The organism is Chryseobacterium sp. II3a (assembly GCF_057815135.1).
Genome location: NZ_JBYPZJ010000005.1, coordinates 340,800 through 355,255, shown reverse-complemented (window position 1 = coordinate 355,255; position 14,456 = coordinate 340,800). Strand labels below are relative to the sequence as shown.

General features: G+C 35.3%; 11 protein-coding genes. 6 read left to right on the top strand and 5 right to left on the bottom strand.

Going from position 1 to position 14,456, the window contains the following annotated elements; genetic code table 11:
- Positions 1 to 77 precede the first annotated feature (77 nt).
- The gene (locus tag AC3HD6_RS14745) at positions 78 to 2,039 is read left to right on the top strand and encodes a T9SS type A sorting domain-containing protein (protein ID WP_488897029.1); all 1,962 of its coding nucleotides are present in this window, start codon (positions 78 to 80) and stop codon (positions 2,037 to 2,039) included.
- A 357-nt stretch (positions 2,040 to 2,396) separates the two neighbouring features.
- On the opposite strand, the gene AC3HD6_RS14740 is transcribed toward AC3HD6_RS14745, so the two are convergent.
- The gene (locus AC3HD6_RS14740) at positions 2,397 to 3,224 is read right to left on the bottom strand and encodes an ion transporter (RefSeq protein WP_068942290.1); all 828 of its coding nucleotides are present in this window, start codon (positions 3,222 to 3,224) and stop codon (positions 2,397 to 2,399) included.
- A 61-nt stretch (positions 3,225 to 3,285) separates the two neighbouring features.
- Here AC3HD6_RS14740 and AC3HD6_RS14735 point away from each other — a divergent pair, with 61 nt between their 5' ends.
- Positions 3,286 to 4,383, top strand: a complete 1,098-nt coding sequence (locus tag AC3HD6_RS14735; RefSeq protein WP_488897028.1) for a Nif3-like dinuclear metal center hexameric protein — start codon at positions 3,286 to 3,288, stop codon at positions 4,381 to 4,383.
- Positions 4,384 to 4,385: 2 nt separating this feature from the next.
- Complete coding sequence (locus AC3HD6_RS14730; RefSeq protein ID WP_488897027.1) at positions 4,386 to 5,162, top strand: zinc ribbon domain-containing protein; 777 nt, start codon at positions 4,386 to 4,388, stop codon at positions 5,160 to 5,162.
- A gap of 303 nt (positions 5,163 to 5,465) precedes the next feature.
- Here AC3HD6_RS14730 and AC3HD6_RS14725 read toward each other — a convergent pair whose 3' ends face one another.
- Positions 5,466 to 7,244, bottom strand: a complete 1,779-nt coding sequence (locus AC3HD6_RS14725) for an AMP-dependent synthetase/ligase (protein ID WP_068942296.1) — start codon at positions 7,242 to 7,244, stop codon at positions 5,466 to 5,468.
- Between the two features lie 366 nt (positions 7,245 to 7,610).
- Between AC3HD6_RS14725 and AC3HD6_RS14720 the strand changes: the two genes are divergently transcribed.
- The 3 genes from AC3HD6_RS14720 (at position 7,611) to AC3HD6_RS14710 (ending at position 10,320) form a co-directional block, all read left to right on the top strand.
- Positions 7,611 to 8,750 carry an acyl-CoA dehydrogenase family protein gene (locus tag AC3HD6_RS14720; protein WP_068942298.1) on the top strand — a complete coding sequence of 380 codons (1,140 nt, stop codon included), beginning with the start codon at positions 7,611 to 7,613 and terminating at the stop codon, positions 8,748 to 8,750.
- Positions 8,751 to 8,771: 21 nt separating this feature from the next.
- Positions 8,772 to 9,137 carry a hypothetical protein gene (locus tag AC3HD6_RS14715; protein ID WP_488897026.1) on the top strand — a complete coding sequence of 122 codons (366 nt, stop codon included), beginning with the start codon at positions 8,772 to 8,774 and terminating at the stop codon, positions 9,135 to 9,137.
- 238 nt (positions 9,138 to 9,375) lie between these two features.
- Complete coding sequence (locus AC3HD6_RS14710; RefSeq protein WP_488897025.1) at positions 9,376 to 10,320, top strand: hypothetical protein; 945 nt, start codon at positions 9,376 to 9,378, stop codon at positions 10,318 to 10,320.
- 183 nt (positions 10,321 to 10,503) lie between these two features.
- Here AC3HD6_RS14710 and AC3HD6_RS14705 read toward each other — a convergent pair whose 3' ends face one another.
- From AC3HD6_RS14705 to AC3HD6_RS14695, 3 genes are all read right to left on the bottom strand, one after another.
- Positions 10,504 to 11,451, bottom strand: coding sequence for a DUF4349 domain-containing protein (locus AC3HD6_RS14705; protein ID WP_488897024.1), 948 nt, complete (start codon positions 11,449 to 11,451; stop codon positions 10,504 to 10,506).
- A 274-nt stretch (positions 11,452 to 11,725) separates the two neighbouring features.
- Positions 11,726 to 12,667 carry a DUF6438 domain-containing protein gene (locus AC3HD6_RS14700; RefSeq protein WP_488897023.1) on the bottom strand — a complete coding sequence of 314 codons (942 nt, stop codon included), beginning with the start codon at positions 12,665 to 12,667 and terminating at the stop codon, positions 11,726 to 11,728.
- 165 nt (positions 12,668 to 12,832) lie between these two features.
- Positions 12,833 to 14,428, bottom strand: coding sequence for a peptide chain release factor 3 (locus tag AC3HD6_RS14695; protein WP_488897022.1), 1,596 nt, complete (start codon positions 14,426 to 14,428; stop codon positions 12,833 to 12,835).
- Positions 14,429 to 14,456 lie beyond the last annotated feature (28 nt).

Here is a 14,456-nt window from a genome sequence, read left to right as displayed (position 1 = left end):
TTTTTTAATATTTTTTTAATGTTGTATTGAAATTATTATTAATTTGGTAAACACATTAACACCTTAAAAAATATACCATGAAGAAAATCTTACTTTTGTGCTTACTGATGGTAAGTGTATTTTTAAGCGCTCAGATTACCTTAGGACAAGGAAGCACTACGATCGGGAAAGTTCCGGTTGATACCTATTGGGATTATTCCTATTCCCAGCAAATATTTACAAAACAAGAAATAAATGCTAATGCTGCAGGAAACATTACAGGTCTCAAATTTTACCTAGACCCTGCTGGAGACATTACAAACTCATCAGATTGGGTTGTTTATTTGGGGCATACCGCTAAAACTGAATTTGCAGCTGATGATGATTGGATCTCAGCCTCAGATCTTACAGAGGTATATGCAGGTGCCGTAAGCAATCTAAACGGAATGGTAGAAATTACTTTTGCTACTCCTTTTCCTTATAATAATACACAGAATTTAGTGGTTGCGGTTCATGAAAATAGTCCTGCGTATGATGATGAGCGAGTGTTTTATGTACATAACCTTAATAATGTATCAGGCAGATCTATTGGGGTAAGTAGTTTTTCAGATGTTGATCCTTCAGATCCTGGCTATGGTAGTTTATATGACTATAGATCTGTTGTTACTTTTACAGGGTTAACCCCCAGTACAACCCCAGCCTGTACTTCTCTGATGTCACCAGAAAATAATGCAGTTATGGTACCAGTATCTTCTAGTATTAGCTGGTATCCATCATCTGGCGCTACAAGCTATAAAATATCCATAGGAACTACTCCAGGAGGGTCTAATATTGTAAATCAGCAAACGGTAGCCACAACGAGTTTTACTCCATCAACTCCTCTTTCTTTAGATACTACTTATTATGTAAGAGTTGTAGCAGTGGGAGCAGGAGGAGAATCTTCAGGCTGTACTGAGACTAAATTTACGACTACGCTCTCTGCTCCTTTGAATGATGAATGTGCTACTGCAGTTACATTAACCGTAAATCCAGATATGAATTGTGGAAGTAAAACTTTCGGGCATACCTATCAGGCTACTGATTCCAATATTTCTGTAGATCCTTGTTATGGGGAAGCAGATGATGATGTGTGGTACAAATTTACAGCAACTTCAGCGACTCATACCGTTTCATTGAGTAATATGGTTTCTATTGGATCAGAGGAAAGTTATTCACTAATGTTTCAGGTTTTAAATGGAGATTGCGGTAACCTGGTCAATGTTGAGTGTTCAGATTATGATGACTTTAAGATAATTGCTGGCCTGACGCCGGGGGCAACCTATTATGTAAGAGTATTTACTGACGAAGGAGCAGGAACAGCTCAAAGTTTTGATATCTGTATAGGGACAGTTCCTCCACCTCCGGCAAACGATGACTGCTCAGGAGCGTTAGTTGCTGCTACATTCCCTTACTCATATACACAATCTGATGCTGCAGGATCTACTAATAATAATGGGTTTATTTCAATCTGTTCTGATTCTATGAATGACGGAACATGGTTTAAATTCACCGGAGATGGTACAGCTCATACTATTAAAGTATCAATGCCGGCAGGAAGTAATTTTGATCCTCAGATAGGAGTATTTAGTGGTACTTGTGATAATTTAGTATGTGAAAATACGATGGATATTAATGGACAGGGTGTTGCAGAAGAAATATCGGTACCAACTGTTGTAGGAACTACATATTATGTCAATGTAGGAAATTATAGCGGTTTCACAGACAATTTAGAAGGACCGTTTACGATTACTATTAATAAAGAAACTCTTGGAACTTCAGAAGTATCTAAGGCTAAGAATGAAATTAAAGTATATCCAAACCCATTTGCTGAGGTATTGAATATTGCAAAAGCAGATCAGGTAAAATCAGTCTCTGTACTGGATGTTTCAGGCAGATTAGTGAAAACCATTGAAAATCCTTCATCTGTTCTTCATTTAGGAGATCTGAAACAAGGCTTATATGTAGTGGTATTGAATCTGAAAGACGGAACAAAACAAACAGTGAAGGCCATTAAGAAATAAAATAATTATTTACAGAATATTCAGTAACATATTGAATATCTTATTTGATAAAAAAGATGAGCAATTTTTTGCTCATCTTTTTATTTTGTTCTATAATCTGTATCAGATTTCCAACTAGTCAGAATTATCTCTTATTGCTCATTACCCATTACTTATTATTTATCTGGCACTGGTTGTATGTCTCCCGTATTCAATAGATCGAAAACAGTGGGGAAGAACATGACGAGAATAAAATAAATAATAATCATCAGCACTATTAATACGAAAAGAATAATTACTAAACTATTCGGTTTGTTTTTCTTTGTTGGTTCCATGATTTTGTGGTATTTGGTGAATAGATTAAACTAATACCATATATTAAGCTAATTTCTTGCCACACTGCTTGCAATACCTTGCATCATCATCAATATCTTCATTCCCACAACGGTCGCACACCTTTTCTAAATTTTGTCTTTTGTTTCGCATTTCAGCTGTAACAATTCCTGTTGGAACAGCAATAATGGAATAACCGGCAAGCATCAGAACCACTGCAAAAAACTTTCCCAATGGGGTGATAGGAGATACATCTCCATATCCTACAGTAGTTACCGTTACTACGGCCCAATAGATCGACTGAGGAATGGTTTCAAAACCTTGCCTGCCGCCTTCCACCATAAACATAAGCGAGCCTACAATTACTGAAAATATGATCAGAAAAAGAAGGAATATATAAATTTTTCTTGAACTGTTTTTTAAAGCTCTTACAATAAGATAGCCGTCATTCATGAAATCCAATAAATTGAAAATCCTGAAAATTCTCAACATTCTCAGCATTCTGAAGATCAGGAAATACTTTGTGATTGGAAAGAAAAAACTAAGATAAAACGGTACCAAGGCAAGGAAATCTATGATTCCGAAAAAACTGAATATATAGTGCTTCTTATTTTTTAGTACAGCAATCCGCATCGAATATTCCGCGGTAAAGAAAATAGAAATAATCCACTCAAGAATCAGAAAGGTATAATGAAATCTTTTATCAAGCTGAGGTACACTTTCCATCATAATAATAGCAGTACTCACAAGAATTAAAGACAATAAGATAATATCGAACAGTTTTCCGAGTCTCGTATCGGAGCGATAAATGATTCGGTAAAGGTATCTTTTCCAAAGTTTGTCTTCAGGAACAAGATTGTGTTCTCTTTCCATTCTGAATGTTTTTTAAAATTAACAAATTATCGTTATTTTCGTAGCAAACATACAGAATAAAATGACAATAAGAAAAGTAATCTCAGAAATAGATAGGCTCATTCCGTTGCAGCAGGCAGAAGATTTTGATAATGTAGGATTGTTATGCGGAGTTCCTGACCGTAATGTATCCGGAATTCTGGTTTGTCATGATGCATTGGAAAATGTGGTAGATGAAGCTATTGAGAAAAACTGTAACCTGATTGTATGTTTTCATCCTATCATTTTTTCCGGACTGAAATCTTTAACCGGGAAAAACTATGTAGAAAGAGCTGTTTTAAAAGCTATTGAAAATAAAATTGCCATTTATGCCATTCATACAGCCTTTGATAATGACTTTTTTGGCGTAAATCACGGGATTTGCAGTCAATTAGGATTAAAGAATATGAAAATTCTGCAGCCTAAAGAAAATAATTTAAAACAACTGACCGTTTTTGTGCCTAAGGAATATTCCGGAAAAGTAAAAGAAGCCATGTTCTCTGCAGGAGCAGGAAGTATAGGGTTTTATGACGAATGCAGCTTTACTGTTAATGGAAACGGAACATTCAGACCCATTGAAGGCTCAAATCCATTTTCCGGACAACAGAACATCCGAGAGAATGCCGATGAAGATATGATTTCTGTAATTTTTGAAGGATTTAAGCAGGGACAGATTATTGGAGCAATGAAGGCCGCTCATCCTTACGAAGAAGTCGCTCATCAGATCTACAGTCTTGATAATAAAAATCATCATGTTGGTTTGGGAATGTATGGCGAACTGGAAGAAGAAATGGACGAAAAAGAATTTCTGGGATTTGTAAAAGAAAAATTCGGACTTGAAATCATCAAACATTCTAATTATATCAACAAAAAAATTAAAAGAGTAGGGGTGCTTGGAGGTTCAGGAGCTAGTGGAATACGTTCTGCAGTTTCCAAAAAATGTGATGCTTACCTTACAGGAGATCTTAAATATCATGATTATTTTCTCGCCGAGTCTAAAATGTTGCTTTGTGATATAGGACACTATGAATCAGAACAATTTGTAACTCAACAATTATTTGAAATTTTATCACAAAAATTTAGTACATTTGCAATTTCAAAATCTATTGAAAAAACAAACCCAGTAAATTATTTCATTTAAATATGGCAAAAACCAACGATATTTCAGTTGAAGAAAAATTAAGAGCTTTATACGATTTACAGATCATTGATTCAAGATTGGATGAAATCCGAAATACTAGAGGAGAATTGCCAATTGAAGTTGAAGATCTTGAAATCGAGATTGAAGGTCTTGAAAAGAGAGCTGAAAAATTTCATGCAGATATCAAAGATCAGGATGATCAGATTAAAACAAAGCATGAAGTTATTAACCATGCTAAAACTTTAATTGAGAAATACAAATCTCAGCAGGATAATGTAAGAAACAATAAAGAGTTTGAAGCATTAGGAAAAGAAATCGAATTCCAGGATCTTGAAATTCAACTTGCTGAAAAGAGAATTAAAGAATTCGGAGCTAAAATTGCTCACAAAAACGAAACTTTAAGTGAACTTACTTCAAAGATCAACGATTTGAAAAACCACTTGAAATTCAAGAAAGAAGAATTAGATGGTTTGATCTCTGAAACTCAAAAAGAAGAAGAGTACTTATTAGAGCAATCTAAAGAATATGCAGGTAAAATTGATGAGAGATTACTAGCTTCTTACAACAGAATCAGAACAAACTCTATCAATGGTCTTGCTGTAGTAGGATTAGAAAGAGGAGCTCCGAAAGGGTCTTTCTTTACTATTCCACCACAAAAGCAAATGGAAATTGCTCAGAGAAAGAAAATCATCATTGATGAGCACTCTGGAAAAATCCTTGTTGACGATGAGTTGGTAATGGAAGAAAACGAAAGAATGAAATCTGTAATTAAATTCTAATTATTGATTTTCAATAATACAAAAGCTGTTTCAAATTGAAACAGCTTTTTTGTTTTGTTGAAAACGAATGCTATAAATAATTTCACAAATGCCACAAATTATCCAGCTTTTGTGGGTGAAATCTTAATACATCATAAGATGAATAAAAACATTCTTTATTTCTAAAAAATTGCAATAGCGTACTTTAAAATCTGAATCTGAGAGAATAAAAAATCACTATAAATGGTTAGCCAAAAACTTATCGGTTATTTAAAACTAAAAGCCACAAAAAAACCGCTTCATTTCGAAGCGGTTTTTGATATTTTAATCCTGATGCTCATACATCTTATTGTAAAGACTCATAAACTTTTCTTTTACGGCCTTTCTCTTTAATTTCAGTGTAGGAGTCAGAAGTCCGGTTTCAATGCTCCAAACCTCAGGAGTTAGTTCAATTTTCTTGATTTTTTCCCAGTTTCCAAGGTGCTCATTAATTCCGTCGATTTCTTTTTCAATTCTTTGTTTCAATTCTGCACTCTTTGCAATTTCTTCAGGAGTAGAACCAATGTTCAGGTTGTTTCTCATGGCCCAGCTCTTAGCAAATTCAAAATCAGGTTGTACAAGAGCACATGGCATTTTTTCGCCATCACCTACAACCATAATCTGCTCAATGAATTTTGAAGCTTTAGCTAGGTTTTCAATAGTCTGAGGGGCGATGTATTTACCGCCGGATGTCTTGAACATTTCTTTTTTACGATCGGTAATCTGTAAGAATCCGTCACTATCAATATGTCCTATATCTCCTGTTTTAAAGAATCCGTCTTCTGTAAACGCTTCTTTGGTCATTTCTTCATTCTGGAAATAGCCTTTAAACACAGAAGGCCCTTTTACTGTAATTTCGCCATCTTCCTGAATTTTCACCTGTAAATTATCCAATGGAATACCCACCGTTCCTACTTTCATTTTTTCAAAACTATTTACAGAAATCACAGGAGAAGTCTCCGTTAACCCATATCCTTCCAAAATAGGAATTCCTGCATTCTGGAACATTAAATTCAGTCTTGTAGATAAGGCTGCAGATCCGGAAACTAAAGTTACGATTTCACCTCCTAAACCTTCTCTCCATTTCGAGAAAACCAGTTTGTCTGCAATAAGTTCCTGAATGCCTGATGGTTTTGATACAGATTTCTTCTTGGTAATTAAATTTAAAGCCCAGAAGAATATTTTTGATTTTAAGCCTCCGGCAGAAGAACCAGTATTGTAGATTTTATCGTATACTTTTTCTACCAGTCTTGGTACTACTGTCATATAATGAGGTTTCACTTCTTTTACATTTTCACCCATTTTTTCGATGCTTTCAGCAAAATAAAGAGAAAAACCGTTATATTGATAAAGGTAGAAAAGCATTCTTTCAAAAATATGACAGATCGGAAGGAAGCTTAAAGCTCTTGTCTCTTTATAATCCAGGCTTCTTTTCTTAGGAATCCTTGGGATAGAGCCCAATACATTAGAAACAATGTTATTGTGAGTAAGCATTACTCCTTTAGGTCTTCCTGTAGTTCCTGAAGTATAAATAATTGTTGCTAAATCTTCTGTGTTGATCGCATTGGAAAGGTCCTCTACTTCAATTTGGGTAGATTCATCCTCACCAAGATCCAAAATTTCACTCCAGTTGGCAGCGCCGCTTATTTTATCAAAAGTAAAGATTCCTTGTAAGCTTGGAATGTTGTGCTTTACTTTCATGACCTTATTTAGCAGTTCCTTGTCAGAAACAAAGCAATATTGTATTTCAGCATTGTTGAAGATAAATTCATAATCCTCCGGAGAAATACTTGGATAAACCGGTACCGAAACAACACCGATCTGGGATAGTCCGAAATCCATAATAGCCCATTCTGTACGGGAATTGGTGGTTATCAAAGCGATCTTATCACCCGGTTTTATACCTAGCTTCAGTAATCCTCTGGATATCTTATTTCCCTCATTGATAAACTCCTGTGTTGAAGTTTTTTTCCATTCACCATGATACTTCGTAACAAACATATCCGTTTTAGGATATTTTGCTAAAGCGTAGTGCGGAATATCGAATAATCTCTTGATCGTCATGATTTTTTAAATAATTTATAAAGAAACCTAAATATAAGCATTTTTTTTAATTGTATACACCTCAATCTTATAATTGAGGATAAGTTGAATGTGTGCCATAACAGTTTTTACTGAAAGTGGTTCTGGATGCCTTAAAAGTGCATTACTGTTCTAATCATATAGAATGAAGACTTGTAATATGACAGATTATTATGGATCATTCTAATTCCCATTTTGTAACTCATCAATATGATAAATTCTGAAGCTCAAACCTCGTATCCTGAATCTTTTCCATCTTCCTTTCCATCAGCCTTTTCTCTACTTTTAATTTATTTTTTCAGATTTGCTTAAAAAGTGTAAATTTACGGCTATCTAATTATTTTTTTTATGGACTTTAATTTATCGGAAGAACAGCTGATGATTCAGCAGGCGGCAAGAGACTTTGCACAGAACGAACTATTACCTGGTGTTATTGAAAGAGACCGCGACCAGAAATTCCCTGTAGAACAGGTGAAAAAGATGGGAGAAATGGGACTTTTAGGAATGATGGTGGATCCAAAATACGGTGGTGCAGGTATGGACAGCGTTTCTTATGTGCTGGCAATGGAAGAGATTGCAAAAGTAGATGCTTCTGCAGCGGTGGTAATGTCTGTAAACAATTCATTGGTTTGTGCCGGTCTTGAAAAATTTGCGTCTGAAGAGCAAAAAGTAAAATATCTTACTCCTCTTGCAAGCGGGCAGGTAATCGGAGCATTCGCTTTATCTGAACCAGAAGCGGGTTCTGATGCAACCTCTCAGAAAACTACTGCTGAAGACAAAGGAGATTACTACCTTTTAAATGGTATTAAAAACTGGATCACCAACGGTGGAACAGCTACGTATTATATCGTCATTGCACAGACTGATCCTGAGAAAAAACATAAAGGAATCAACGCTTTCATCGTAGAAAGAGGATGGGAAGGTTTTGAAATCGGATTAAAAGAAGATAAACTGGGAATCAGAGGAAGTGATACACACTCTTTGATCTTTAACAACGTAAAAGTTCCAAAAGAAAATAGAATTGGTGCTGACGGATTTGGGTTCAATTTTGCAATGGCTGTACTGAATGGAGGTAGAATTGGTATCGCTTCGCAGGCTTTAGGTATCGCTTCAGGAGCTTACGAATTGGCGTTGAAATATGCTAAAACAAGAAAAGCTTTCAAAACTGAGATCATCAACCACCAGGCTATCGCATTCAAATTAGCAGATATGGCTACTCAGATTACAGCAGCAAGAATGCTGTGCTTCAAAGCAGCTTGTGAGAAAGATGCTGGAAAAGATATCTCTGAAAGTGGAGCTATGGCAAAATTATACTCTTCTCAGGTAGCTATGGATACTACGATTGAAGCAGTACAGATCCACGGTGGATATGGATACGTGAAAGAATATCACGTAGAAAGATTAATGAGAGATGCAAAAATCACTCAGATCTATGAAGGAACTTCTGAAATCCAGAAAATTGTGATCTCAAGAAGCATCGCAAAATAACAATTATAAAACACACACTCTATGAAAAAATCTTTGTGGATCATCCTCGGTGTCGTACTGCTATTGTTAGGAGTATTTGTATGGTATAAGTTCTTCTTTGTTTTTGGAGAAGGCGTAAAATCCGGATACCTGAATTATGCTATGAAAAAAGGCTATATCTTCAAAACGTATGAAGGTAAGCTGATTCAGGAAGGATTTGGAAAAGGAAAAACAGGAGGTATTACAAGCTACGAGTTTGAATTTTCTGTAGATGACCCTGAAGTTTTCAAACAATTGGAAACCAACAGTGGAAAAACCTTTGACCTTCATTACAAAGAATACAATGGAGCTCTTCCGTGGAGAGGAAACACAAAGTTTGTCGTAGACAAAGTAGTGAACATGAAATAATTGAAAGGCTTCTGTTTGGAAGCCTTTTTTTTGCTGGGTAGGATGTTTTGAGCTATTTATTTACAACTTTATCATTATTGTTTTTAAAACTGTTGCTGCTTTATGACTTCAATAGGTTCTGTGTATAGGTTTGCTATGGACGATCAAAGATTATTGTGCAATGAATAATGAAAATTTTAGATTTATTTATTGGTATTCAATTATTTAATTATATTTAATATCACAAATAAATCACACAATGATGAGAATACTACTTCTGTTGCTCCTTTTCGGAGCAATAACGCCTGTTAGTTCCCAGATTGGAATTAACACACAGAAACCTACCGAAACACTAGATGTAAACGGTTCGGTACGCATACGAAACATCAAACAAACTGGTCCCGGTACTTCAGCAAAAGATTCTATTGTTGCATTTGACAATGGTGGTGTACTTAAAAGAGTAACCGCTGCACAGATTGTTGCTGAGGGAAATGGATTAGTTTCTGTCGTAACGGCAAGCCCGCTTACAGGAAATGGAACAGCTGCCAATCCTGTTATTCTAGGACAAAATGGAGCATCCAACGAACAACTTCTTCAATGGAACGGAACCACATGGGTTCCTGTTTCTGCTTCTGCTTTAGGAACTATATCATTGAATCTGGGAACTTCCGGCAGCAATATCAATGTTTCTGGTTCACCAGCTTCTTTAGGAGGAAGTGTAACGCTTAATATTCCGGATGCAAGTCCCACGGCAAGGGGAGTAGTTACTACAGCCAATCAGTCGTTTGCTGGGACAAAAATATTCTCAGCAGTAGGTGTAAATACTGCCGTCCCTAATGCATCTTCTAGATTAGATGTTAATGGTGCCTATAAGCTGGGAAATACAGGAACAGTTCATAAAAATATGATTAGTTTCTCAACAACAGTCAATAATTCCATTTCTTCTGGAGATTCAACATTCTTAGGCAATTTTAATTCTTCTGGAGTATTGGATGTCAATGTGACTATTCCTGCAGCAAACAGACCAGGTTCTTCACAGGCAGTAGTCGCTGTATCTCCAAGTTTTGACCTGCCCGGAGCTGTTTCAATAGCTTCCGCAAGACTTACTTCACCGTCCAATGTAAGAGTTCGCTTTATCAATACAGATAGAAATAATGCGCAGACCATATCCGGGACATTGCTTATTACGATCAGTGAATTTTAATTTGACTTTTTAATTATTCCCAGATAATTAGGGAGCTTTTCTTATCATCTTCCTCTTGGGAAATAACTTGTAAAAGTATGATCCTTCTGAGAGGAAGATGAATTTTTCTTTTCTATACATAAAAAATGCCCCTAAAAAGTGTCTAACTTTTTGGGGGCAGTCCATACAATGGATTTTTAAATTCTAATGAGAATCTTGATTAGGAATATTATTGTTTTTCTTCTTTTTATAGAAATAGTATCCAATACCTCCAATCAGAAATACAGGCCATAATGGAAGAAGAAAAAGAAAAATAGAAGTAATCACATCCCAGCCTGATTCAATAGCGGCCAATGATTTTCCGCCAAAAGTTTTAGGCTCTTTTTCTGCTTCTGTTTTATCGGTGATGTTGATATCAATGCTACAGATGGTATTGTCTGTATAATTACGTCCACTAACCTGAATATCTCTGGTTTCAATCTCTCCAATATTAGTACTCAGAGCTTCTATTAAGCCATCGAAATGCTGGATAGGAACTTTAATATTCAGACTGTAAACCTTTTGATTTTCATCACGTGGATTGGCTGATTCAATATAAGATTGGTTTTCACTTTTAACATATCCATTGTTTTTGATAGCCTCTTCTCGGATGATTTCTTTTACCGTTTCAGCATTATCTGCTTTTACAACAAGATATCCTGTTTTTACCATTTTATCTTTTGGCATATTCAGTTCATAGCTGTCATTCTTAGGCTTCTCTTTGTATATGATTTTAGTTTCCTTGATAACTTTAGGAGCTGGGACATTGGTCGCAATTTTCTCAGATTTCTTGGTGGCAGAATCCTTTTTTTCAACCTTTGATTCCAGTTTGGTAGACGCAATCTTATCAGATAATGAATCTACCATTTTGGAGGTACTTTCTATTTTATCCTGAATATCGTTTTTGGTTCCTTCAATATCTTTTATTCTTATACTTGCTGAATCAAGAGCCTTGTTTGCTATTTTGCTCGCATTATCAATAGCATCTGAAGCAACAGAAGCTGTGCTGTCTATACTGTTAACAGTTTCTTCCATTTTAGATTGAGAAACTCCTCCTTTTTTACAGGCAATAAAAGAACCTGAAATAGCAATAAGTAAGATGAACTTTTTCATAATATTATTTTTTTGATGAAGTAAAATTAGAAGAGAAGTTCTTGTAAAGATTGTAAAGGAGTTGTTTTGCTTGTGTAAATTTATAATGGATTGATTTGTAGTTTTTTGTAAAATAGAAATAAGGTGATTTTACAATTGTTTTTGTAGTGAATTGAGTGGTGTTTTCTGATTCAATATGATAAACCGAACTATTATTTTACGAAAAAGACCTCTTTTAATGGAGGTTAAAAAAGGTCTTTTAAATTATGGATAGTATTTGGAAATGTAATAGGGTTTATTTCTTCCAGTCTTGATTGAACCGTAGATCAAACAACAGACTATAGATTCTGTCCAAACCATAGGTTCCAATCAGTCCGTAGTCGTTTATTTCTTTTACCTTTCCGTTATTATAAGTTATTTTCAATCTTGATGAATGATCATCAGTCCAATTTACAGAGTACTGATCTTGCAGTTTCGGAAAATCAATATAATTTAAAAGATGTATGATTTCATCGTAATTATTTTTTGTGACTAGAGTTTTGAATGTACCCACGATCTCTTTGTTGCTTTTAGCTTTATTGGTATTATAGTACTCTGCTTTAAATAATCCATTCCTGTTTTGATCAATTGAAATATAAAATTTTGGGCAGGTTCCGAAACATGCACCTGTCTCATATTCAATTTTTTCAATACTATAAGAATTGGGATTTGAATTGTATTCGATAAAGTCTCCAAATTTAAGAACCAGATCCTTTTTCATTAGTTTGGGCTTCTCTATATCATCTGAATCCAAATCAGGTTCCGACATATAATAGTATTGGATTATGGAGTCGTTTTTAATCTTTGGAAAAGTGCAGTTTTGAAAAGATCTTCGGGTGAGCCTATTGACCTTTAATGAGTCTTTACCGTAATTCATAACGATAAAAATGCTAAAGTCATAATGATCCCCGAAAGCCATTAAGTCTGTATAGCCATTGTGGTCAAAGTCTGCTGTATAAAATGACTGTTTAATATCTAAGGAATCTGCAATTCTTTTGCAAAAATTATTGGATCCATTTTCTTCCTGAAAGTCAGCTATTTTTTTTATTGTGATAGGTTTCTGCTCATTCATTATTGAATTGATGAGGTTTTCAACCTCTTTCTCTGTTTTCAGAGAATCGATGCGGGAAGGAAATTTTTGAGAAAAAGAATTTTGATGAATCAATAGGATGAGAAGAATAAAAAATAATTTTTTCATTTGGAAAAAAGCTATGGTTAAAAGTTTACTGAAAATGGGGATCAAATATAATAAGTTTTTAGAATAACAAAAATACATTAATTGAATTTTGAAGATGTCCGAAATTAAAAAATCCGCAGAAATTTTTCTGCGGATCTATTATATTTTAGCTGTTTCAGTTTTTAATTATATTTCTCTGAACTCACTGATGAAGTGAAGCTTCACATTCGGGAATTTCTCCTGAGTCATGTGAATCGTGAAAGAAGAATCCGCTAAAAATACCAGTTGATTATATTTATCTCTGGCAAGGAATCTTTGCTTTAATCTTGCAAACTCCTTAAACTCTTCTGATTTCTCATCAGCTTCCACCCAGCAAGCTTTGTGCATGGATAGAGGCTCATAGGTACATTTTGCACCATACTCGTGCTCTAAACGGTATTGGATAACCTCGTACTGAAGGGCTCCTACAGTTCCGATGATCTTTCTTCCGTTCATTTCTAAGGTAAATAGCTGGGCAACTCCTTCATCCATCAACTGATCAATACCTTTTGCCAATTGCTTAGCTTTAAGAGGATCGTTGTTGTTGATATAACGGAAATGCTCCGGAGAGAAGCTAGGAATTCCTTTAAAGCTTAGTTTTTCACCACCGGTCAAAGTATCACCAATCCTAAAACTTCCAGTATCGTGCAGACCAACAATATCACCAGGGAAACTTTCCTCTACCACCTCTTTTTTATCAGCAAAGAAAGCATTCGGAGAAGAGAACTTCATTTTTTTGCCTTCTCTTACCAATAGATAGTTTTCATTTCTTTTGAAAGTTCCGGAAACGATCTTTACGAAAGCAAGTCTGTCTCTGTGCTTAGGGTCCATGTTAGCATGGATTTTGAAAATAAATCCTGTGAAAGTACTTTCTTCAGGTTTTACTAGACGGGTATCACTTTCTTTAGGCTGTGGCATCGGAGCGATATCGATGAACGCATTCAATAACTCACGAACTCCAAAATTATTCAATGCAGAACCAAAGAATACTGGCTGCAGATCACCTTTCATATAATCTTCACGATTAAATTCAGGATAAACAGACTGGATCAGATCAAGCTCTTCTCTTAAAGTAGTGGCTGCTTTCTCACCAATAACATCATCTATTGAAGTATCGTTAATATCATCAAATTTGATAGAATCTCCAACTTTTTGCTTTTTCTCTTCTAAGAACAATTGGATATTGTTTTCCCAGATATTATAAATTCCCTGGAAATCACTTCCCATACCAATCGGTAAAGAAAGTGGGCAAACTGTTAGTCCTAGTTTCTGTTCCACTTCATCCAAAAGATCGAAGGCATCTTTACCTTCACGGTCAAGCTTGTTGATAAATACCAACATCGGAATGTTTCTCATTCTACAAACCTGAACCAACTTTTCAGTTTGTTCCTCAACCCCTTTAGCAACGTCAATCACAACAATTACTGAATCTACAGCCGTTAATGTTCTGTAAGTATCTTCAGCAAAATCCTTGTGACCTGGAGTATCAAGAATATTGATTTTGTGGTCTCTATATTCAAATGCCAATACGGAAGTCGCTACCGAGATCCCTCTCTGTCTTTCGATTTCCATAAAGTCGGAGGTAGCTCCTTTTTTTATTTTGTTGGATTTTACCGCACCTGCTTCCTGAATTGCACCCCCAAAAAGAAGTAGTTTTTCTGTAAGGGTAGTTTTTCCAGCATCCGGGTGGGAAATGATCCCGAAGGTCTTTCTTTTTTGTATTTCTTTGATTAAGTCTGACATATCGTATTTTGAAGTTGCAAAAATCGTG

Coding starts and splice junctions, on each gene's coding strand:
- AC3HD6_RS14700 (WP_488897023.1), bottom strand. CDS start 12,667: ATGAAAAAATTATTTTTTATTCTTCTCATCCTATTGATTCATCAAAAT.
- AC3HD6_RS14730 (WP_488897027.1), top strand. CDS start 4,386: ATGGCAAAAACCAACGATATTTCAGTTGAAGAAAAATTAAGAGCTTTA.
- AC3HD6_RS14710 (WP_488897025.1), top strand. CDS start 9,376: ATGATGAGAATACTACTTCTGTTGCTCCTTTTCGGAGCAATAACGCCT.
- AC3HD6_RS14745 (WP_488897029.1), top strand. CDS start 78: ATGAAGAAAATCTTACTTTTGTGCTTACTGATGGTAAGTGTATTTTTA.
- AC3HD6_RS14720 (WP_068942298.1), top strand. CDS start 7,611: ATGGACTTTAATTTATCGGAAGAACAGCTGATGATTCAGCAGGCGGCA.
- AC3HD6_RS14725 (WP_068942296.1), bottom strand. CDS start 7,244: ATGACGATCAAGAGATTATTCGATATTCCGCACTACGCTTTAGCAAAA.
- AC3HD6_RS14740 (WP_068942290.1), bottom strand. CDS start 3,224: ATGGAAAGAGAACACAATCTTGTTCCTGAAGACAAACTTTGGAAAAGA.
- AC3HD6_RS14715 (WP_488897026.1), top strand. CDS start 8,772: ATGAAAAAATCTTTGTGGATCATCCTCGGTGTCGTACTGCTATTGTTA.
- AC3HD6_RS14695 (WP_488897022.1), bottom strand. CDS start 14,428: ATGTCAGACTTAATCAAAGAAATACAAAAAAGAAAGACCTTCGGGATC.
- AC3HD6_RS14705 (WP_488897024.1), bottom strand. CDS start 11,451: ATGAAAAAGTTCATCTTACTTATTGCTATTTCAGGTTCTTTTATTGCC.
- AC3HD6_RS14735 (WP_488897028.1), top strand. CDS start 3,286: ATGACAATAAGAAAAGTAATCTCAGAAATAGATAGGCTCATTCCGTTG.